This window comes from Streptomyces sp. JHA26 (genome assembly GCF_002005565.1).
GTDB lineage: Bacteria > Actinomycetota > Actinomycetes > Streptomycetales > Streptomycetaceae > Streptomyces.
The window spans coordinates 39,996-59,325 of record NZ_BDJC01000036.1 but is presented as its reverse complement, the minus strand read 5'-3'; the positions used below and the strand labels follow the sequence as shown (position 1 = coordinate 59,325).

Annotated in this window: 19 protein-coding genes; 8 read left to right on the top strand and 11 right to left on the bottom strand. The window is 71.8% G+C overall.

Features of this window, described 5'->3' with window-relative positions:
* Window positions 1-48: 48 nt before the first annotated feature.
* Window positions 49-807, bottom strand: coding sequence for a L,D-transpeptidase family protein (locus tag JHAT_RS21875; protein WP_077799943.1), 759 nt, complete (start codon window positions 805-807; stop codon window positions 49-51).
* Window positions 808-1,184: 377 nt separating this feature from the next.
* Here JHAT_RS21875 and JHAT_RS21870 point away from each other — a divergent pair, with 377 nt between their 5' ends.
* Complete coding sequence (locus JHAT_RS21870; protein WP_028964611.1) at window positions 1,185-1,388, top strand: cold-shock protein; 204 nt, start codon at window positions 1,185-1,187, stop codon at window positions 1,386-1,388.
* Window positions 1,389-1,550: 162 nt separating this feature from the next.
* On the top strand, window positions 1,551-2,147 hold the full coding sequence (locus tag JHAT_RS21865) for a GNAT family N-acetyltransferase (RefSeq protein ID WP_077799942.1): 597 nt from the start codon (window positions 1,551-1,553) through the stop codon (window positions 2,145-2,147).
* A 44-nt stretch (window positions 2,148-2,191) separates the two neighbouring features.
* Here the strand turns inward: JHAT_RS21865 and JHAT_RS21860 are convergent, their stop codons facing one another.
* The 3 genes from JHAT_RS21860 to JHAT_RS21850 form a co-directional block, all read right to left on the bottom strand.
* Entirely contained in the window at window positions 2,192-2,887 is a 696-nt protein-coding gene (locus JHAT_RS21860; RefSeq protein ID WP_077799941.1) for a GntR family transcriptional regulator, read from the bottom strand.
* A 156-nt stretch (window positions 2,888-3,043) separates the two neighbouring features.
* On the bottom strand, window positions 3,044-3,769 hold the full coding sequence (locus JHAT_RS21855; RefSeq protein ID WP_077799940.1) for an aspartate/glutamate racemase family protein: 726 nt from the start codon (window positions 3,767-3,769) through the stop codon (window positions 3,044-3,046).
* A 26-nt stretch (window positions 3,770-3,795) separates the two neighbouring features.
* Window positions 3,796-5,283, bottom strand: coding sequence for an NCS1 family nucleobase:cation symporter-1 (locus JHAT_RS21850; RefSeq protein ID WP_077799939.1), 1,488 nt, complete (start codon window positions 5,281-5,283; stop codon window positions 3,796-3,798).
* A gap of 206 nt (window positions 5,284-5,489) precedes the next feature.
* On the opposite strand from JHAT_RS21850, the gene JHAT_RS21845 reads away from it, so the two are divergent.
* The 4 genes from JHAT_RS21845 (at window position 5,490) to JHAT_RS21830 (ending at window position 8,752) form a co-directional block, all read left to right on the top strand.
* Window positions 5,490-6,419, top strand: coding sequence for a GNAT family N-acetyltransferase (locus tag JHAT_RS21845; RefSeq protein WP_077799938.1), 930 nt, complete (start codon window positions 5,490-5,492; stop codon window positions 6,417-6,419).
* 176 nt (window positions 6,420-6,595) lie between these two features.
* Window positions 6,596-7,426: a PP2C family protein-serine/threonine phosphatase gene (locus JHAT_RS21840; protein WP_077799937.1), complete on the top strand. Its 831-nt coding sequence runs from the start codon at window positions 6,596-6,598 to the stop codon at window positions 7,424-7,426.
* A 51-nt stretch (window positions 7,427-7,477) separates the two neighbouring features.
* The gene (locus tag JHAT_RS21835) at window positions 7,478-8,464 is read left to right on the top strand and encodes an MASE1 domain-containing protein (protein WP_077799936.1); all 987 of its coding nucleotides are present in this window, start codon (window positions 7,478-7,480) and stop codon (window positions 8,462-8,464) included.
* 72 nt (window positions 8,465-8,536) lie between these two features.
* The gene (locus tag JHAT_RS21830; RefSeq protein WP_077799935.1) at window positions 8,537-8,752 is read left to right on the top strand and encodes a hypothetical protein; all 216 of its coding nucleotides are present in this window, start codon (window positions 8,537-8,539) and stop codon (window positions 8,750-8,752) included.
* 45 nt (window positions 8,753-8,797) lie between these two features.
* Here the strand turns inward: JHAT_RS21830 and JHAT_RS21825 are convergent, their stop codons facing one another.
* From JHAT_RS21825 to JHAT_RS21800, 6 genes are all read right to left on the bottom strand, one after another.
* Window positions 8,798-9,631, bottom strand: a complete 834-nt coding sequence (locus JHAT_RS21825; protein ID WP_077799934.1) for a class II glutamine amidotransferase — start codon at window positions 9,629-9,631, stop codon at window positions 8,798-8,800.
* Window positions 9,632-9,691: 60 nt separating this feature from the next.
* On the bottom strand, window positions 9,692-11,170 hold the full coding sequence (locus JHAT_RS21820; protein ID WP_077799933.1) for a glutamate-cysteine ligase family protein: 1,479 nt from the start codon (window positions 11,168-11,170) through the stop codon (window positions 9,692-9,694).
* 172 nt (window positions 11,171-11,342) lie between these two features.
* Complete coding sequence (locus JHAT_RS21815; protein WP_077799932.1) at window positions 11,343-11,840, bottom strand: peptidylprolyl isomerase; 498 nt, start codon at window positions 11,838-11,840, stop codon at window positions 11,343-11,345.
* Between the two features lie 49 nt (window positions 11,841-11,889).
* Complete coding sequence (gene gap, locus JHAT_RS21810; RefSeq protein WP_077799931.1) at window positions 11,890-12,888, bottom strand: type I glyceraldehyde-3-phosphate dehydrogenase; 999 nt, start codon at window positions 12,886-12,888, stop codon at window positions 11,890-11,892.
* A gap of 108 nt (window positions 12,889-12,996) precedes the next feature.
* Complete coding sequence (locus JHAT_RS21805) at window positions 12,997-13,953, bottom strand: GlxA family transcriptional regulator (protein ID WP_077799930.1); 957 nt, start codon at window positions 13,951-13,953, stop codon at window positions 12,997-12,999.
* Window positions 13,954-14,018: 65 nt separating this feature from the next.
* On the bottom strand, window positions 14,019-14,891 hold the full coding sequence (locus JHAT_RS21800) for an SGNH/GDSL hydrolase family protein (protein ID WP_077799929.1): 873 nt from the start codon (window positions 14,889-14,891) through the stop codon (window positions 14,019-14,021).
* 408 nt (window positions 14,892-15,299) lie between these two features.
* On the opposite strand from JHAT_RS21800, the gene htpG reads away from it, so the two are divergent.
* Window positions 15,300-17,189 carry a molecular chaperone HtpG gene (gene htpG / locus JHAT_RS21795; RefSeq protein ID WP_077799928.1) on the top strand — a complete coding sequence of 630 codons (1,890 nt, stop codon included), beginning with the start codon at window positions 15,300-15,302 and terminating at the stop codon, window positions 17,187-17,189.
* Window positions 17,190-17,287: 98 nt separating this feature from the next.
* A complete protein-coding gene (locus tag JHAT_RS21790) occupies window positions 17,288-17,731 on the top strand; it encodes a DUF3093 domain-containing protein (RefSeq protein WP_077799927.1) in 444 nt (147 codons plus the stop codon).
* 67 nt (window positions 17,732-17,798) lie between these two features.
* Here the strand turns inward: JHAT_RS21790 and glpK are convergent, their stop codons facing one another.
* Window positions 17,799-19,316, bottom strand: coding sequence for a glycerol kinase GlpK (gene glpK / locus JHAT_RS21785; protein WP_077799926.1), 1,518 nt, complete (start codon window positions 19,314-19,316; stop codon window positions 17,799-17,801).
* Window positions 19,317-19,330: the final 14 nt, after the last annotated feature.

The following is a 19,330-nucleotide window of genomic DNA, read 5'->3' as shown; positions in this document are numbered from 1 at the left end:
GGCCCCCGGCACACGCCGGGGGCCGTGGCGGGACCGCCGCCGCGGCCGCTACCGCGCCAGCTCCGAGGCGGGGCCCATGACGACGACCGGCCTGCGGTCCGGGTCCAGGGCGCGCAGCAGCGTGCGCATGTGCTCCTCCTCCAGGGACACACAGGCGTTGGTCGGCCCGTCGTGGTCCACGTGGATCCACACCCCGCCGCCCTTCTCCTCGCCCAGCGGCCGTGTGTTGTCCAGCGGGGTGGTGCCGGGCACCCGGTTGTAGTCGACGGCGATCACGTAGTCGAACGAGCCCTCCAGGTCCTCACCCAGATGACCGGTGCCCGTGGCCGAGAAGTCCGGGTCCTGGTCGTAGGGCAGCCGGGTCCCCGGATCGGGCAGCCGGCCGCCCGCGTCGCTGATCCCGAAGACGCCGACGGGCGTGCGCAGGTCGCCCGCGCTGTGGTCGCTCGTCCAGCCGCGCAGTCCGTTGTGGGCGGGCCAGGGGCCGGCCACGGCCTGCCAGCCCCGCTCGGGATCCCGCTCGTAGAGCACCACCTGGGCCTGGTTGGCGTCCGAGGTCGGGCCCCGGACGACCAGGGCCTGCCGGGTGTCCGCGGGCACCCGGGCCCGCATGACGGGCCCGAGCCCGGGAAGCGGCCGGGCGGTCGGTCCCGCCGGGGCGGGGCGGGGGGACGCCGACTGGGCGGGGCGGGGGGACGCCGACTGGGCGGGGGGTCCGTCGGGCGTCCGCGAGGCGCAGCCCGTTCCCAGCAGGCCGGTGCAGATCACCGCGCCGCTCGCCAGGGCCAGGGTTTTCCTGACGCTCATCTCAACCTCCGGTTCGGTAGGGGGCACCTCATTGGTTGACCGCCCGTACGACCGGGTCGTGCCGATGGCCCGTGTCTCGCCCGGATGGCGCACGGACGACGCCGCGTACGGGAGTGACGGAAGGGGACGCCGGCGAGGCCGGCCGGGTCGGACCGTCGGGACGCGGCGAGGTTCCGCGGACGCAACACCGTTCGCGTTCGGAGGCCTTACTCACTGGTGAGGTGCGGACATGTTGTGTAGCGTCAACGGCAGATGTCGTGGTTCGACCCGACCGCCCGCACCGTGGTGCGGGCGGTCTGCTGTGCAGTGCCTTGGACCAGGACGACCACCTCCGGGTCCGCGCGGTGCGGATCCGATATCGGCTGAAAGGCAGAGGCATGGCCAGCGGTACCGTCAAGTGGTTCAACTCGGAAAAGGGCTTCGGCTTCATCGCGCAGGACGGCGGCGGCCCCGACGTCTTCGCGCACTACTCCAACATCAACGCCAGCGGGTACCGCGAGCTCCAGGAAGGCCAGGCCGTCACGTTCGACATCACCCAGGGCCAGAAGGGCCCGCAGGCGGAGAACATCACCCCCGCCTGACCGGGACGCGTTGAACCCGGCACGGCGCCCGGAAGCACCTCGCTTCCGGGCGCCGTGTCCTTTGCCGGGCCGCGTCGCCGCGGCCGTCCCCGCCGGCCGGTGGGCCGCGACCCGGACCCCCCCCGTGCCCCGACCAAGATCACCAACGGCAGAATGACCCGTATGCCGATGACGAACACGCCGAGGACGGCGACGGTCGACGACGCTTCCGAGGTCAGCCGCATCCTGGCCCGCGCCTTCGACGACGACCCGATGATGCGCTGGTTCTTCCCCGACGGAACCACCCGCGACGCGGCGCTGGAGCGCTACTTCGCCACGATCTTCACCCGCCAGTACGTCCGCCACTGCCTGTGCGAGCGGACCGGGGCGGCAGCCGCCTTCTGGGTGCCGGCCGAGGCGCAGGCCAAGGCCGTGCCCGACGCGGAGACCATCCAGGAACTCCAGGACATCCTCGGTGACCGGGCCCCGCTGTTCCGGGACGCCGTCGAGGCGGCCGCCGCGCACACGCCCCGGGAACCGCACTGGTACCTGGCGGTCGTCGGCGCCGACCCGGCCGTCCGGGGCCGGGGACACGGCGCCGCGCTGCTGCGCTCGGGACTGGCCCGGGCCGACGCGGCGGGCATGCCCGTCTGCCTGGAGTCCTCGAAACCGTCCAACCTGCCCTTCTACGAGCACTTCGGCTTCACCGTGCGCGAGGAGCTGCGCCTGCCGGGGGAGGGGCCGGTGCTGTGGTCGATGCGGCGGGAACCGCGCCGCTGACCGTGCCACGCCCCGCGACGCCGGCACGATCCGAACGGCAGACCCTAACCCCGTTCCCGTCCCTGCCGTTGCTCCTGCTCCTGCTCCCTCTCCTGTTCCTGCCGGGTGTGGCGGCCCAGCGCGGCGGTGCGGCTCGTGGCGAGGTGGTGCAGGACGAGTTCCTGAACACGCTCGACATCGCGTTCCGCGATCGCCTGGTAGAGGGCCTCGTGTTCCAGCGCGACGCTCTCCAGGTCGTCGTGCTGGCCCATGAGCCACCGCAGCCGGCTGCGCAGGACGCCTTCGAGCTCGTTGAGCAGTTCGTTGGCGGCGAGGGAGATGACGGTCTGGTGGAAGTCGGCCGCGGCCCGGTGGGCCCGCACGGCGTCGCCGGCCCGGGCCGCCGCCAGCTCGGCGTCCACGGTCGCGCGCAGCCTCTCCAGTCCGGCGCGGGTGTGCCGTTGCGCGGCGAGCCGGAAGGCAAGGGTCTCCAGGCCCGAGCGCACCTCGTCGAGGTCGGCGATGTCGCTCGTGGTGAACTCGCGCACCACCGCCCACGTGCGCGGCCTGGGCGTCACCAGCCCTTCGGACACCAGCGTCCGCAGGGCCTCGCGGACGGGCAGCCGGCTCACGCCGAGCGCCTCGGCCAGCTCCCGCTCGACGAGCCTGCTGCCCGGCCGTCGCACCCCGTCGAGGATCTCGTCCCGCAACTGCCGGGTCACCCGTTCGGACTCGGGCGTGAAATCCCCTGACGCAGCCATCGCCGTCCTTCGTCGTTCGTCCCGTTCGCCTGCGCACCGGCTGCGGCGGTGCGGTGCGGCGGCCGGGCGGCCCGTCAGAATACCGTGCGGACGGTGTGGCCGGCGGGCCCGGCCCGGCACCGGCGCGGAGGGCGGGAGCAGGGACGGCGCGGGCCGTCAGCGGAGCACCGGGGGCCAGTTGACGATCCGTTTGGGGCGCGGTGCCGCATAGGTGCGGACCTTGGAGGTGGACAGGCCGAGACGGACCAGTGACTCCGCGATCGTCACGGCGGCCGTCACCCCGTCGACGACGGGGACGCCGGTACGGTCCACGACGCGTTCGGCGAGGCCGGCCATCCCTCCGCAGCCCAGACAGATCACCTCGGCCCGGTCGTCCTCGACCGCGCGGACGGCCTGCCGGGCGATGGCGTCCACGGCGGCCTTCTCGTCGCGTTCGAGTTCCAGGACGGCGAGCCCGCTGGCCCGCACCGACGCGCACCGGGCGCTCAGCCCGGCCGCCTCCAGCCGGTCCTCGATGAGGGGCACCGTTCGGTCGAGGGTGGTGACGACGGAGTAGCGGCGGCCGAGGAACTGCGCGGTGCTCGCCGCCGCCTCGGTGATGTCGACGACGGGGACGTCGAGCAGTTCCTGCAGTCCCTCCCGCCCGTGTTCGCCGTATCCGGCCTGGATCACCGCGTCGAAGGGCTCCGGATGGGCGCGGACGGTCTCCATGACGGCCACCGCGGCGAGGTGGCTCTCGTAGTTCCCCTCGACGGACTCCGCGCCGAAGGAGGGGGTGAGGGGGACGATCTCGGTGCCGGGCGAGGCGGCGCCGGCCGCCTGCCTGCCGATCGCGTCGGTGATGGACTGCGTGGTGTTGACGTTGACCACGAGAATGCGCATGGGGTGGGGCCTTCTGCTCGGGTGGGTCATTCGGCGGCGACGGCGATGGCCTCGCCGTCCACGTCGCGGATCGGCGCGGCACGGTCGGCGACGACCGCGTACAGGGCGGCGGCGACGACGGCGCCGATGAACCAGGAGAATCCGGCCGCGGCGTGGAAGAGGGGCACGAGGGCGACCACGACGGCGATCGCGGCACCGGGGACGAACGCGGCGACGGCGCGCGGGTTGTAGCCGCGGCGGTAGTGGTACTCGGCGCCCGCCTCCTCGGTGTAGAGGGCGGGGACGTTCACCCGGGCCTTCCGCAGCAGCCAGTAGTCGGCCATGATCACGCCGAAGAGCGGCCCGAGCAGGGCGCCGAGCCCGCCGAGGAAGTAGTTCACGACGACCGGGCTGTCGTAGAGGTTCCAGGGCGTGATCACCAGGCCCAGCACGGCGCTCACCAGACCGGCCCGGCGGAAGTCGAGCCGGCGGGGGAAGAGGTTGACCAGGGCGTAGATCGGCGCCACGAAGTTGGCCAGCAGGTTCACCGCGACCGTCAGGGCGATGAGGGCGAGCGAGGCGACGGCCAGCAGGAACATGTTCGGGACGGACCTGACGATGTCGGTTGGACCGGTGATGACGCGTCCGTCGAGGCTGAACTGGGCCCCGCTCAGGACCGTCGCGATGCAGGCGAAGAAGAGCATGTTCACCGGGATGCCGACCACGTTCCCCCGGACGATCGAGCCGCGGCTCCTCGCGGACCGCGTGAAGTCGCAGAAGTTCAGGACGAACGTCCCGTAGATCACCACCCACAGCGCGGCCGCCTGCAGGACCTGGAGCCACATCGCGCCGCCGGTGAGCGGGTCACCGGCGGACAGGGAGATCGAGCCGTCCGCGCGGACGAACATCCACACCGCGAGCGCGCACATGGTGAGCAGCGTGACGGGTGCCGCGAAGGCCATGTACCGCCGGATCATCTGCATCCCGTAGCTCACGATGAGCACCTGGAGGGCCCACAGGGCCAGGAACGTGATCCAGCCGAGGGTGGACTGGCCGAGCAGGGAGCCGGTGTCCAGACGGCCCAGCTCCGGGAACAGCGCCACCAGCAGAGCGCTGAGAACGGCGGACGCCAGATAGGTCTGGATACCAAACCAGGCGATGGCGACGACACCGCGCACGGCGGCCGGGATCTTCGCTCCCTTGATGCCGAACGCGATGCGGCTCATGACGGGGAACGGGACACCCGTCTTGTGCCCCATGAACCCGGACAGGGTGAGCAGGAGGAAGAGCAGGACGGACGCGAGCGCGAAGGCGGCCAGGATGCCCCACACGTTCAGCCCCAGGGCGAACAGGCCGATGGCGAACGCGTAATTGCCCAGGCTGTGCACGTCGTTGGCCCAGAGGGTGAAGACGTTGTAGGCGCCCCAGCGGCGGCCCTCCTTCTTCGTCGGGGCCAGGTCGTAGGTGTAGAGGGCGGAGCTGGTGGCGGTGTCGCCGGTCGGCACGGACGAACGGCGGTCTTCCAGGGCAGTCATGCGGGGACTCCTGGTTCGGGGGGCGGGGAGCTGGTGGTTTCCGCGAGGCGGAAGCGGGATTCCGTGCCCCAGAACGTAGTTTTCGCCGAACGACACCGTCAAGAGGTGAGCGGTAAATGGAATACCATTTGTGGATGGCGTCGACCAGGGAGCGCCTCCGGGAAAACCCGTTGCGGCCGGCGGCCGGAGCCCCCCACGCTGCCCTCATGTCCACCGCACTGCTGCGCCCGGCCTCCCTCTGCGACGCCCCGGCCATCACCGAACTCCTCAACGAGGTCGACCGGATCGAGATCGGCCGTCCCGAGACGGACCTGCACGAGGTCGAGGCCGACCTGAAGCGTCCGGACACGGACCTCGAGCACGACTCGTGGGTGGCCCTCGACGACGGCAGGATGGTGGCCTACGGCCTGCTGTGGGACGAGTCCGGCGGCGAGCGCGTCGACATCGACCACTACGTGCTGCCCGACCACCAGCAGACCGGGCTGCGCCTGCTGGCGGCGATGGAGACGCGCGCACTGGCCAAGGCCCGCGCGAACGGAGCCGACCGGGCCGTCGTCCACCTGCACCTCAACGCCCGGCCCACGACCGACACCGCGCTGCTCGAGGCGCGCGGCTGGAGAACCGTGCGCCGCTACCACGTGCTGCGCCGCTCCGTCGACCCCGTCGGCGACCTGCCGCCCGTCCCGCCGCCGGGCGTGCGGGTGCGGGCCTGCGCCACCGAGGCCGACCGGCTGCGGGTGCACGAGCTGTACCAGTCGGCGTTCGCCGGCCACTTCGACTTCCAGCCGCGCGACTACGACCACTGGCTGCACGACATCGGCGCCGAGCGGCTGGACTGGTCCCTGGTGTGGATCGCCGGGACCGAGGACCTGGGCGACGCCGGATTCCTGCTGGCCCGGGACGACCGCGAGGCCATGGGCTGGGTCCGCAGCCTCGGGGTCCTGAGCGAGGCCCGCGGCCGCGGCCTGGGCACCTTCCTGCTGCGGCAGGCCTTCGCCGAGTTCGCCGCGCGCGGACGGGACACGGTGGGCCTCGGCGTCGACACCGAGAACGCCACCGGCGCGCCGCGCCTGTACGGCCGCAACGGCATGACGGTCCACTTCGCCGTCGACACCTGGGAGGCGGTGCTCGCCTGACACCGGGCGGTCCGTCACCCGGACGGCCCACGCCGCCGCGTCCGCCGCCGGCGCTCCCGTCACCGCCGACGGCGGACGGACCGCCCCGGGACGGCCGGGCCGGCGCACGGAGGGGCGAACGGTGCCATAGTGATACGTGTTCCCCGCGGGCTCATTCTCTGGAGCTGGAGCGGTCGATGTTCCGCAAGCGCCCCGTACCCGACGGCGACGATCTGCTGGCCAGGCTCGGATCGCTGACCGCACGGGCGCGCGAGCTCGCGGAGCTGCAGCGTTCCCAGGTGGAGCTGGCCATCGCCCTGCAGCGCGGCATGCTCCCGGCCGACATGCCCGAGGTCCCCGGCTTCCACCTGGCCGCCCGGTACGCGCCCGCCTACGCCGGGCTCAACGTCGGCGGTGACTGGTACGACGCCTTCATGCTGCCCGACGGCCGCGTGGGTCTGTCCATCGGGGACGTGCAGGGCCACACCATCGACGCGGCGGCCTTCATGGGGCAGATCCGCGTCGGCCTGCGGGCGCTCGCCTCCGTCACCAGCGAGCCCGGCGAACTGCTCGCCCGGACCAACGAGCTGCTCCTGTCCCTGGGCACCGACCTCTTCGCCACCTGCACCTTCATGCGGTTCGACCCCGCCACCGGCACCCTGGAGAGCGCGCGGGCCGGACACATCCCCTGCGTGTGGGCCACGGCGGACGGGAGATCCGGGGTCTCCGAGGACGAAGGGGGACCGCCGCTCGGCGTCCAGGAGGGCATGGAGTACCCGGTGACCCGCTACCGGCTCACCACGGGCGGCGTCTTCCTCCTGCTCACGGACGGTGTGGTGGAAGGCCCCTCACTGCCCGTCGACGAGGGCCTCGAACGGGTCGTGCGGCTCGCCGGCATCGCGGCCGTCGCGGGCATGGAGGCGACCTCGCTGGCGGCCGCCGTGATCAAGAACGCGGCGCTGATCGGACACGAGGACGACGCGGCCGTGCTCGTCGTCGGCCACGACGGGCGGACCGTTCAGCCGTAGGGCGGGAACCGCACGCCTCCCGCCTCGCCGCCGGGGCGGCGCCGGTGTCTGATGGCTGTTGTGGTGGGTATCGCTGGTCGGCCGCGCCCGCTCGTCCGGGTCCTGGAGACACTGGTCGTCGCGGGCTGCTACTACGCGGCGGGCCGGCTCGGGCTGCTGCGGCACCTGGTCGTGGAGGGCACGGTGGTCGCCCCCATGTGGCCCCCCAGCGGCGTCGCGGTGGCCTGCCTGCTGATCCTCGGCCCGCGCTGCGTGCCCGGCATCGCCCTCGGCGCCCTCCTGGTGGTCATGTCCCTCACCACGCTCCAGCCCTCGGCGCTCGGCGTCCTCGCCGGCAACACCGCCGCCCCCGTCTGCGCGTACCTGCTGCTGCGCGCGGTGGGCTTCCGCACGGACCTGAGCCGCCTGCGGGACGGCCTGGCGCTGGTGTTCCTCGGCGCGTTCACCGCCATGCTGATCAGCGCCGGTGCCGGCGCCGGCACGGCCGTCCTCACCGACGAACTCTCCCCGGACCGCTTCTGGCCCGTCTGGTTCGCCTGGTGGGCGGGCGACGCGGTGGGCGTCGTCCTCGTCACCCCGCTGCTCCTGCTGCTGCAGCGGGTCCGCCGACCACCCCCGTGCACCCGGTGGCGGGAGGCCTCGGCCCTGACCCTCGCCGTCTGCGCCCTGGTACCGCTGGAACGGAGCCCGGTCAGCCTGCTGTTCCTGGTCTTCCCCCTGCTGATCTGGGCGGCGCTGCGCTTCCAACTGGCGGGCAGCCTGCCGTGCGCGCTCGTCGCCTCCGTCCTGGCCACCGCCGCCGCCACGGACCGGACCGGCTCCTTCGCCCGGCTGTCCGACGTCGAGGTGATGATGAGGCTCCAGGCCTTCAACGGCGCCATCGGCCTGACCGCGCTCCTGCTGTCGGCGGTCATCACCGAACAGCTCAACACCCGGCGCTCGGTGGAACGGGCCTGCCAGGAGCTGGTCGAGGCGTTGCAGCACCTGTCCGCCGGGGAGCCCGGGCGCAGGCGGCCGTCCGAGGAGCAGGACCGCTGACCCCCGCTTCCCGCACCGCGCCGCCGGCGCTGTCCGGGTGCGCGGCGACGGCATCCGCCCCACCCTGGGAACATGTCCGGTGACACTGCCGTCGTCGTCTATCCGCCCGCCCCGGACGGCGGCCGACGCGTCCGCTTCGACGGCGCCTTCATAGGCATGGCCTACACACTCGTCGACATCGCGGAGTTCCTGCGCCTCGCCGGCATGGAGGACGTGGAGGCGCCGGACGTGGAGGCCGCGGAGTGGATCGAATGGCGCGGCGGCGGACCGCACGCCTTCCCGCGATGACGGCATGCCGCCCGGCCCGTCCGGCGGCCGGGGCCGGCGACGGCGTCAGACGGGCTGCGGCGCGAAGGGGAACAGCTTGTCGCCCTCGGGCCGGACGACCCCGCAACTGCCCTCGGGAACCTCGTTCCAGACACCGGGCAGGTTGCCCAGGGGCTCCGAGACGATGAGACGGGTGTCGTCGGAAGCCTTCCGCAGGAACGGCATCCCGGGGTGCAGCGCGCGCAGCGTCTCCACGCGGGAGCTGTAGTACAGCGACCGCGAGGCTCTCTGGCTGGAGTAGCGGAACGCCCACAGCCGCCGGCCCTCCGTCACGGCGACCGTCATCTGCAGCGGGTGCTCCACGCCGTGCTCGTGACCGATCTCCTCCACCAGCCCCGCCATCCGCGCCACCGCCCCCGGCGGATCCTCCTCCAGACCGAACGTGAGGGCCAGGAAGAACATCATCTCCGAGTCCGTCGAGCCCTCGATGTCGAGGAAGAGCCGCGGGTCGACGGCGAGCGCGAGGTCGCGCCGGACCCGGTGGTACTCGGCGATCGCGCCGTTGTGCATCCACATCCAGCGGCCGTGACGGAACGGATGGCAGTTGGTCTGCTGGACCGCGCTGCCCGTCGAGGCCCTGATGTGCGCGAAGAACAGCGACGAACGGACATGCCCGGCGATCTCCCGCAGATTGCGGTTGCTCCACGCCGGGCCGGTCTCCCGCACGATCGCGGGCGTCTCCATCTCCGGACCGAACCAGCCGATGCCGAACCCGTCCCCGTTCGTGGTCTCCACCCCCAGCCGGGAGTGCAGGCTCTGGTCGATCAGCGAGTGGTCCGGCTCGTACAGGAGGGTCTCGAGCAGCATGGGCGTACCCGAGTAGGCGAGCCATCGGCACATCGTCTGCCGCCTCCCTCGTCCTGGGGGTCATGGGACACGTGCCGCACGGAGCGCCGCACGTCAGTCGACCGGCCAGGTATGGACCGGGGCGTTGAGATGCATGTAGTCCATGTACTGCCGGGTCATGCGCCGCAGGGCCTCGTGCCGGCCGACGTGGGTGGAGTCGTCGATGTGATGGAACATCTCCTTCTGCCAGACGGCGCCGTTGCGCCCCGTGACGCACCGCTGCTCGATGATGCCGAGCAGCGGCTCCCGCCAGGCCGCGTCCATGCCGGACAGCTCCAGTCCCCGGTGCGCCAGCGGCAGCAGGCGTCGCAGGACGAGTTCGGGCACGGGCACCTCTCCCATGCCGGGCCAGTACAGCAGCGCCTCGATGCCGTGCCGGGCCGCGGTGTGCAGGTTGTCCTCGGCGACGGAGAACGACATCCGTGACCACACCGGCCGCTCCTCCTCCACCAGGGCGCGGGTGAGCCCGTAGTAGAAGGCGCCGTTGGCGAGGGTGTCGGCGACGGTCGGCCCGGCGGGCAGCACCCGGTTCTCCACCCGGACGTGCGGTTTGTCGTGGGCGACGGCGTAGACCGGGCGGTTCCAGCGGTAGATGGTGCCGTTGTGGAGGGTCAGTTCGCCCAGTTCGGGAATGTCACCGCGGTCCAGCGTCTCCACGGGATTCTGCTCCTCGCACAGGGGCAGCAGCGCGGGGAAGTAGCGCAGGTTCTCCTCGAACAGGTCGAAGACGCTGTTGATCCACCGCTCACCGAACCACACCCGCGGCCGCACGCCCTGCGCCTTGATCTCCTGCGGCCGGGTGTCGGTGGCCTGCTCGAACAGCGGGATGCGGCTCTCGTGCCACAACTCCTTGCCGAGCAGGAACGGCGAGTTCGCGGCCAGCGCCACCTGCACCCCGGCGATCGCCTGCGCCGCGTTCCAGTAGTCGGCGAACTCCTCGGGGGCCACCTGGAGGTGGAACTGGGTGCTGGTGCACGCGGCCTCCGGAGTGATCGTGTCCGCGTAGGTCCGCAGCCGGTCGACGCCGTCCACCTCGATGTGGAGGTCCTCGCCGCGCGCCGCGAACACCTGGTCGTTGAGCATGCGGTAGCGGGGGTTCTCCGACAGCGCGCCCTCGCCGACGTCCGACTGCCGCAGCGTGGGCAGGATGCCGACCATGATCAGATGCGCGCCGACGGACTTCGCCCGGTCCTCCGCGTGGTTCAGGGCGCCGCGGATCTCCGTCTCCCAGGAGTCGGGGCCGCCCGCCGTCAGCCGGCGCGGCGGAATGTTGATCTCCAGGTTGAACCGGCCCAGCTCGGTGGACCAGGCGGGGTCCGCGATGGCCTCCAGCGCGTCGCTGTTGCACATCACCGGCTCGGCCTCGTCGTCGACCAGGTTCAGCTCGATCTCCAGCCCCACCTGGGGCCGCTCGGTCTCGAACCGCGACTCGCGCAGCATCTGCGCGAAGGCCTCCAGGCACTCCTGCATCTTGATCCGGTACCGGCGGCGGTCCTCGCGGGTGAAGACCAGCGCCGGGACGTCCCGTCCCATCGGCCCTCCCGTTCCCTTCCTCGGACGCCTCTCCACCCCAGCGTCGCACCGAGCGGCGAGCCGCACCACGCGGGGCGGGGAAAGGGACGGCGCCCGCCGCACCGAGTGCGGCGAGCGCCGTGTCCGACAGGCCCTGGGGCCTGTCGTTCGGATCAAGACGGCCGGTGCGGGCTCAGAGCTTGCCCGACTCCCGCACCGTGATGGTCGCGGAGGTGCGGCCCGACGGGGAGGAGCCGTAGCCCTCGATCTTGTCCACCACGTCCGTGCCCTCGACGACCTTGCCGAAGACGACGTGCTTGCCGTCCAGCCAGGGGGTGGGGACGGTGGTGATGAAGAACTGCGAACCGTTGGTGTTCGGCCCCGCGTTCGCCATCGAGAGCAGGTACGGACCGGTGTGCTTCAGCTGGAAGTTCTCGTCCGCGAACTTCTCGCCGTAGATGCTCTTGCCGCCGGTGCCGTTGCCCTCGGTGAAGTCACCGCCCTGGAGCATGAACTGCGGGATCACGCGGTGGAACGGGGAGCCCTTGTAGCCGAAGCCGTGCTCGCCGGTCGCCAGCTCGATGAAGTTCTTGGCGGTCTTGGGCGTGACGTCCTCGAAGAGCTCGAAGACGATGCGGCCCGCGTCCTTGCCGTCGATGTCGATGTCGAAGAAAACCTTGGAATTGCTCATCCCACCATTGTGACGGGTGAGGTCCGCGGACCGGTAACCGGCTGTCCCCTCAACGGGTGGCGAGCAGCAGCAACGTGTCGATGACGCGGTGGGAGAAGCCCCACTCGTTGTCGTACCAGGCGACCACCTTGACGTGGCGGCCGTCGACCCGGGTGAGTTCCGCGTCGAAGATCGAGGAGGCGGGGTTGCCGGTGATGTCCGACGACACCAGCGGGTCCTCCGAGTACTCGAGGACACCGGCCAGCGGGCCCTCGGCCGCGGCGCGGTAGGCCGCCAGCACGTCCTCGCGCGTCACCTCCCGGGAGACGGTGGTGTTCAGCTCGACGATCGACCCGACCGGCACCGGCACGCGGATCGAGTCGCCCGAGAGCTTGCCGTCGAGGTTCGGCAGCACCAGGCCGATCGCCTTGGCGGCGCCCGTCGTGGTCGGCACGATGTTGACGGCGGCGGCCCGGGCGCGGCGGGCGTCGCGGTGCGGACCGTCCTGGAGGTTCTGCTCCTGCGTGTAGGCGTGCACCGTCGTCATGAAGCCGTGCTCGATGCCGGCCAGCTCGTCCAGCACCGCGGCCAGCGGCGCGAGCGCGTTGGTCGTGCACGAGGCGTTGGAGACGACGGTGTGCACGTCCGGGTCGTAGGCGTCGGTGTTGACCCCGTACGCGAGCGTGACGTCGGCGCCGTCCGACGGCGCGCTGACGAGCACCTTCCGGGCGCCCGCGTCCAGGTGCGCGCGGGCGGCCTTGGCCGACGTGAAGCGGCCGGTCGCCTCCAGCACGATGTCGACGTCCAGCTCGGCCCACGGCAGCCGCGCCGGCTCCCGCTCGGCGAGCACCCTGATCCGGCGGCCGTCGACGACCAGGGCGTCCCCGTCGGCGGTCACCGGGCGGCCGAGCCGGCCGGCCGTGGTGTCGTAGGCGAGCAGCCGCGCCAGCGTGGCGGGCTCCGTGAGGTCGTTGACGGCGACGACCTCCAGATCGCTGCCGCGTTCCAGCAGGGCGCGCAGCACGTTGCGTCCGATGCGGCCGAATCCGTTGATGGCGATGCGAGTCATGAGTGTGTCCCTTCGTCTCGCCACCCAGGTTGGCGCGCGGCGGACACCCGGGACAGCGGCGCGATCGCCACGGTTCGAAAGGATCCCGCCAGGCCGGTGGCGAGGGCGTCACTCGCCCTGGGCGAAGGTCCGCCGGTACTGGGTCGGCGTGGTGCCGAGGATGCGCTGGAAGTGCAGCCGCAGATTCGTGGCGGTACCCAGACCGACGTCGTCGGCGATCTGCTCGACGCTGCGCTGGGACCGTTCCAGCAGCTCACGCGCCATGTCGACGCGGGCACGCATGACCCACTGCATCGGCGTGTACCCCGTGTCCTCGACGAAGCGCCGCGACAGGGTGCGCGGCGACACCGCCGCGTGCCGCGCGAGCGTCTCCAGGGTGAGGGGCTCGCCCAGCCGGTGCAGCGCCCACTCGCGGGTGGCGGCGAACCGCTCGCCGAGCGGCTCGGGCACGCTGCGCGGCACGTACTGCGCCTGGCCCCCGCTGCGGTAGGGCGCCGCGACCAGGCGCCGGGCGGCGTGGTTCGACGCCGCCACCCCGAGGTCGCCCCGCAGGATGTGCAGGCACAGGTCGATGCCCGAGGCGGCGCCCGCCGACGTGAGGACCCGGCCCTCGTCGACGAACAGCACGTTCTCGTCGACCCGCACGCGCGGGTGCCTCGCCGCCAGCGCCCGCGTGTAGTGCCAGTGCGTCGTGGCCCGCCTGCCGTCGAGCAGGCCCGTGGCGGCGAGCGCGAAGGCTCCCGTGGAGATGGCCGCGAGCCGCGCGCCCCCGTCGTGGGCGGCGACCAGCGCGTCGACCACCGCCGGCGGCGGGTCCTCGCGGTCCGGGAACCGGTAGCCGGGCAGGAAGACGACGTCGGCCCACGCGAGCGCGTCGAGACCGTGGGCGACGTGGTAGGACAGACCGTCGCCGCCGGTCACGAGACCGGGCGCCGCGCCGCACACCCGCACCTCGTACGGCATGCTGGCGCGGGTCGTGAACACCTGCGCGGGAATGCCGACGTCGAGCGGCTTGGCACCCTCGAGGACGAGGACGGCGACACGACGCAGACGGGGGGCGGACACGGGGACAGGGTATGCGGGGCGCGGGCCCCGCCGCCCCGGCCGACCCCCGGCACCGCGCCGCCGGGTCAGTCCAGGCCGAGGACGTCCATGGTGTGCTCGGCCATGCGTCGCTCCCCGAGGGCGTTGGGGTGGACGGGGACGAGGCTGTGGCCGAACAGCAGCGGTTCGATCCAGCGGGTGCCGGCGGCCCGGCACGCATCGTGACCCTCCGAGACCTGCGAGAAGTCGACGTAGGTGACGCCGGTGTCCTCGGCGGCGCGTCGCACGACCTGGTTGAGGTGCGCCTGGATGCCCCGCAGGTAAGGCACGTCGCCGGAGGCGATCGGCAGCTTCAGGAAGCACGAGGGATCGGCGGTGGCCGGCGTGATCCACGGGTAACCCAGGGCCGCCACGCGCGCGTTGGGCGCCTTCGCGCGGACGCTGCGCAGAGCCTCCTTGAGGGCGGGATACGTGTTCGCCTCGATCTGGTCGTCGAAGGACGTGCCGTGCCTGTCCTTGCAGGGGCTGCCCCTGCCGCCGCTGAGCAGGCCCGCGGTGCCGCAGGCCGTCACCGCGTTGACGAACGTGCCGTTGTCGTTGCCGCCGATGGTCAGCGTCACCAGGTCCGTGTCCGCGTCGAGCGCCTCCACCTGGGGGGCGACCCCCGGGTACTGGGCCTGCGTGAAGTGCTTCGTCTCGGCGGCGCCGCACGTCACGTCGTCGAGGCGGGCGCCCGTCCGGGAGGCGATGACGTGCGGGTAGTTCGCCGTGGAGCGCAGGCACAGCAGGTTCGTCGGGTCCACGGGCAGGACGCCGGAGCCGGCGCTGTAACTGTCGCCGAGGGCGACGTAGTCGAGGGACGGTGTGGTGTCGGCGGCGGCGGCGTCGACACCGAGGACCAGCGTGCCGACCACGGCGACGGTCGCGGTCATGACACGGCGCACGGCATGCTTCGGCATGTGCTCTCTCTTCTCGGGAAAGCGGGCACGGGAAAGCGGACAGGGGGGAGCGGGCGCGGGGCGCCCGCGCAGGCGTGCTGATCGGTGCGAGTGCGGCGGCTCGAGCGGGGAACGGAGCGACGGCCACGCCGTGGGCGAGAACGCGCACGGCGACGACCGCGGAGTACCGAACGCGAGTTACCGATCGGTTCTACCGTTAAGTAATGTGCCTGCGGCCCGTCACCGCGTCAACGTTGTCGACTGAACTTCTTACAACGGCCGCCCCGGTGCCCGGCGGCGAGGACGACGCGGAGCTCGGTCCGGGGTCGTGCCCGGTGGCGTCCGACGAGGCCCGGGGAGAACCCGGGCTGTTCTAAAGTGGCCTCCACCAGTGCAGACGACTGCGGACCAGTGAGGTAGTCACCAACCATGCCGACCGAAACGTTTGAGTTCCAGGTAGAGGCGCGTCAGCTCCTGCAGCTGATGATCCACTCGGTCTACTCGAACAAGGACGTCTTCCTGCGGGAGCTCGTCTCCAACGCCTCCGACGCGCTGGACAAGCTGCGCCTGGCCGCCCTGCGGGACGACACCCTCGACGTCGACGTCACCGACCTGCACATCGAGCTCGACATCGACGAGGAAGCCCGCACCCTCACCGTGCGGGACAACGGCATCGGGATGTCGTACGACGAGGTCACGCGGCTCATCGGCACCATCGCCAACTCGGGCACGGCCGCGTTCCTCAAGGAGCTGCGCGAGTCCCAGGACGGCGACGGGACCGACGGGCTCATCGGGCAGTTCGGCGTCGGCTTCTACTCGGGCTTCATGGTGGCCGACGAGGTCACCCTCGTGACCCGCCGCGCCGGCGAGACCCGGGGCACGCGCTGGTCGTCGCGCGGCGAGGGCACGTACACCCTGGAGACGGTCGACGAGGCGCCGCAGGGAACCGCCGTCACCCTCCACCTCAAGCCGGCGGACACCGAGAACCAGCTCCACGATTACACCTCCGCCTGGAAGGTGAAGGAGATCGTCAAGCGGTACTCGGACTTCATCACCTGGCCCATCCGCCTCGTCGGGGGGACCGGTGGCGACGGCGAGGCCGAGACCCTCAACTCGATGAAGGCCCTCTGGGCCCGCCCGCGCGACGAGGTGTCCGACGACGAGTACCACGAGCTGTACAAGCACCTCGGCCACGACTGGCGCGAGCCGCTGGAGACGATCCGGCTCCAGGCGGAGGGCACCTTCGAGTACCAGGCCCTGCTCTTCGTCCCCTCCCACGCCCCGCACGACCTGTTCACCCAGGGCCACCGGCGCGGTGTGCAGCTCTACGTGAAGCGCGTCTTCATCATGGACGACTGCGAGGAACTCCTCCCGCCGTACCTGCGCTTCGTCAAGGGCGTCGTCGACGCGCAGGACCTCTCGCTCAACGTCTCGCGCGAGATCCTCCAGCAGGACCGCCACATCCGCATGATCCAGCGCCGCCTGACCAAGAAGGTCCTGTCGACGGTCAAGGACATGATGACGTCCGCGCCGGACCGCTACGCCACGCTGTGGCGGGAGTTCGGCGCCGTCCTCAAGGAAGGACTGGTCACCGACTCCGAGAACCGCGACGCGATCCTCGCCGTCTCCTCGTTCGCCACCACGCACGACGCCGAGGAACCGACCACGCTCAAGCAGTACGTGGAACGGATGAAGGACGGACAGGACGCCGTCTACTACATGACGGGCGAGTCCCGGCAGGCCATGGAGGCGTCCCCGCACATGGAGGCCTTCCGGGCCAAGGGCGTCGAGGTCCTGCTGCTCACCGACCCCGTGGACGAGGTGTGGGTCGACGCGGTGGGGGAGTACGAGGGCAAGCGGCTGCGGTCGGTCGCCAAGGGCGAGGTCGACCTCGACGGCGACCGGGACGGACAGACCGACGCCGAGAAGGAGCAGCAGGGCGAGGAGTACGCCGGGCTGCTCGGCTGGATGACGGAGCACCTGGGCGAGGACGTCAAGGAGGTCCGCCTCTCCTCCCGCCTCACGGTCTCCCCGGCCTGCGTCGTCTCCGACGCCGACGACCTCACGCCCGCGCTGGAGAACATGTACCGGGCGATGGGCCAGGAGGTCCCCCGGGCCAAGCGCATCCTCGAACTCAACCCGGAGCACCAGCTGGTGAAGGCCCTGAACCGGGCCTACACCGAGCGCGAGGACCGCACGGAGGTCACCGAGACCGCCGAACTCCTCCACACCCTCGCGGTGCTCGCCGAGGGGGGCCGGCCGCAGGAGCCGGCCCGGTTCGTCAAGCTCGTGGCGGACCGCCTGGAGCGCACCCTGTAGGCCCGCCGGAGGCGCGCGGCGGCCGGGAACCCACAGCCCGGCCGCCCGACGAGGCGGGTGGTGCGCGGGCCGCCGGACCGGGCTGAGAGGGTGAGGGCATGCGTCTGTACGAAGAACGTCTCGGTGTCCCGAGAGCCGCGTTCTGGCTCGCCGCCCTGCTGAGCGTGATGGCCGCCGTCGTCCTGCTGCCCTTCGGGACCGTGGCCGCCGTCACCGGACTGGTGGTCGTGGCGGCCCTCACCGCTCTGGGGCTGCACGCCTACGGCGCCGCCGCCATCGTGGTGACGGACCGCCACCTGACGGCCGGTTCGATCCGGTTTCCCCTCACCGCCCTCGGCATGGCGGAGATCCTCGACGCCGAGGAGGCGTTCCTCTGGCGTACCCGACGGGCCGACGTACGCGCGAGGATGCTGCTGCGCAGTCACGTCCCGACGGCCCTGCGCATCGAGATCGACGACCCGGACTGCCCCGCCCCCTACCTCTACCTCTCCACCCGCCAACCGACCACTCTGCTCGCCGTGCTGTCCTTCGCCCGCCGCTGACCGGAGCCGCCCGCGCCGGTGAGGTCCGGTCCCCAGGGAGAGGACGCGGGGCCGCCGGGCCGGCCGCTCAGGGGATCTTCACCCAGTCGAGCGTGCGTTCCACCGCCTTCTTCCAGCCGGCGTAGCCCTCCGCGCGCTGCTCGTCGGTCCACCGGGGCTCCCACCGCCTGGACTCGTGCCAGTGCGTGCGCAGTTCGTCGGTGTCCCGCCAGAACCCCGTGGCCAGTCCCGCCGCGTAGGCGGCGCCCAGCGCGGTGGTCTCGGCGACGACGGGACGGCTGACCGGTACGCCGAGGACGTCGGACTGGATCTGCATGCAGAGGTCGTTGGCGGTCACGCCGCCGTCGACCTTGAGCACGTCGAGGTGGACCCCGGAGTCCTGCTCCATGGCCTCCACGACGTCGCGGCTCTGGTAGCAGATGGATTCCAGGGTGGCCCGCGCCAGGTGCGCGTTGTCGTTGTACCGGGCGAGGCCGACGATCGCCCCGCGGGCGTCGGAGCGCCAGTACGGTGCGAAGAGGCCGGAGAAGGCGGGGACGAAGTACATGCCGCCGTTGTCGTCGACGGTGCGGGCGAGGTCCTCGCTCTCGGCGGCGCTGCCGATGATCTTCATCTGGTCGCGCAGCCACTGCACGGCGGAGCCGGTCACCGCGATGGAGCCCTCCAGCGCGTACACGACGGGCTCGTCGCCGAAGCGGTAGGCCACCGTGGTGAGCAGCCCGTGCCGGGAACGGACCAGCTCCGTCCCGGTGTTGAGCACCAGGAAGTTGCCGGTGCCGTAGGTGTTCTTGGCCTCGCCCGGACGGAAGCACACCTGCCCGACCGTGGCCGCCTGCTGGTCACCGAGCACCCCGCCGATCGGCAGGGCCGTACGCAGCGGCCGGGTCGTCCGTGTCACCCCGTACGCCGTCGGGTGCGAGGAGGCGTTGATGGCCGGCAGCATCGCCCGGGGGATGTCGAAGAAACCCAGCAGCTCGTCGTCCCAGTCGAGCGTCTCCAGGTTCATCAGCATGGTGCGGCTGGCGTTGGTCACGTCGGTGGCGTGGATGCCGCCGTCGGGACCGCCCGTCAGGTTCCACAGGACCCACGCGTCGGTGTTGCCGAAGAGCGCGTGTCCCCGCTCCGCCGCCTCGCGCACGCCGTCGACGTTCTCCAGGATCCACTGGATCTTGCCGCCGGAGAAGTACGTCGCCGGGGGCAGGCCGGCCTTGCGCCGGATGACCTCGCCCCTGCCCGAGCGCTCCAGGTTCGCCGCGATCGCGTCGGTGCGCGTGTCCTGCCACACGATGGCGTTGTAGTAGGGGCGGCCGTTGCGGGGGTCCCAGACCACCGTGGTCTCGCGCTGGTTGGTGATGCCGATCGCCGCCAGGTCGGTCGCCGACAGACCGCCGTAGCGCAGGGCGTTCTGCATCACCGAGTTGGTGCGTTCCCAGATCTCCACCGGGTCGTGCTCCACCCACCCGGAGCGCGGGAGGATCTGGGCGTGCTCCAGCTGGTGCTTCGCCACCTCGTTGCCGCCGTGGTCGAAGATCATGAACCGGGTGCTGGTGGTCCCCTGGTCCACCGCGCCGATGAAGTCCGCCATGATTCGCCGCCTTT

What these genes read in the sequence shown, in the direction of transcription:
- JHAT_RS21840 (WP_077799937.1), top strand. Translation starts at nt 6,596, where the DNA reads ATGTTCCGCAAGCGCCCCGTACCCGACGGCGACGATCTGCTGGCCAGG.
- JHAT_RS21850 (WP_077799939.1), bottom strand. Translation starts at nt 5,283, where the DNA reads ATGACTGCCCTGGAAGACCGCCGTTCGTCCGTGCCGACCGGCGACACC.
- JHAT_RS21860 (WP_077799941.1), bottom strand. Translation starts at nt 2,887, where the DNA reads ATGGCTGCGTCAGGGGATTTCACGCCCGAGTCCGAACGGGTGACCCGG.
- JHAT_RS21865 (WP_077799942.1), top strand. Translation starts at nt 1,551, where the DNA reads ATGCCGATGACGAACACGCCGAGGACGGCGACGGTCGACGACGCTTCC.
- JHAT_RS21815 (WP_077799932.1), bottom strand. Translation starts at nt 11,840, where the DNA reads ATGAGCAATTCCAAGGTTTTCTTCGACATCGACATCGACGGCAAGGAC.
- JHAT_RS21790 (WP_077799927.1), top strand. Translation starts at nt 17,288, where the DNA reads ATGCGTCTGTACGAAGAACGTCTCGGTGTCCCGAGAGCCGCGTTCTGG.
- JHAT_RS21845 (WP_077799938.1), top strand. Translation starts at nt 5,490, where the DNA reads ATGTCCACCGCACTGCTGCGCCCGGCCTCCCTCTGCGACGCCCCGGCC.
- JHAT_RS21830 (WP_077799935.1), top strand. Translation starts at nt 8,537, where the DNA reads ATGTCCGGTGACACTGCCGTCGTCGTCTATCCGCCCGCCCCGGACGGC.
- JHAT_RS21835 (WP_077799936.1), top strand. Translation starts at nt 7,478, where the DNA reads ATGGCTGTTGTGGTGGGTATCGCTGGTCGGCCGCGCCCGCTCGTCCGG.
- glpK (WP_077799926.1), bottom strand. Translation starts at nt 19,316, where the DNA reads ATGGCGGACTTCATCGGCGCGGTGGACCAGGGGACCACCAGCACCCGG.
- JHAT_RS21870 (WP_028964611.1), top strand. Translation starts at nt 1,185, where the DNA reads ATGGCCAGCGGTACCGTCAAGTGGTTCAACTCGGAAAAGGGCTTCGGC.
- JHAT_RS21800 (WP_077799929.1), bottom strand. Translation starts at nt 14,891, where the DNA reads ATGCCGAAGCATGCCGTGCGCCGTGTCATGACCGCGACCGTCGCCGTG.
- JHAT_RS21820 (WP_077799933.1), bottom strand. Translation starts at nt 11,170, where the DNA reads ATGGGACGGGACGTCCCGGCGCTGGTCTTCACCCGCGAGGACCGCCGC.
- htpG (WP_077799928.1), top strand. Translation starts at nt 15,300, where the DNA reads ATGCCGACCGAAACGTTTGAGTTCCAGGTAGAGGCGCGTCAGCTCCTG.
- JHAT_RS21825 (WP_077799934.1), bottom strand. Translation starts at nt 9,631, where the DNA reads ATGTGCCGATGGCTCGCCTACTCGGGTACGCCCATGCTGCTCGAGACC.
- JHAT_RS21875 (WP_077799943.1), bottom strand. Translation starts at nt 807, where the DNA reads ATGAGCGTCAGGAAAACCCTGGCCCTGGCGAGCGGCGCGGTGATCTGC.
- gap (WP_077799931.1), bottom strand. Translation starts at nt 12,888, where the DNA reads ATGACTCGCATCGCCATCAACGGATTCGGCCGCATCGGACGCAACGTG.
- JHAT_RS21855 (WP_077799940.1), bottom strand. Translation starts at nt 3,769, where the DNA reads ATGCGCATTCTCGTGGTCAACGTCAACACCACGCAGTCCATCACCGAC.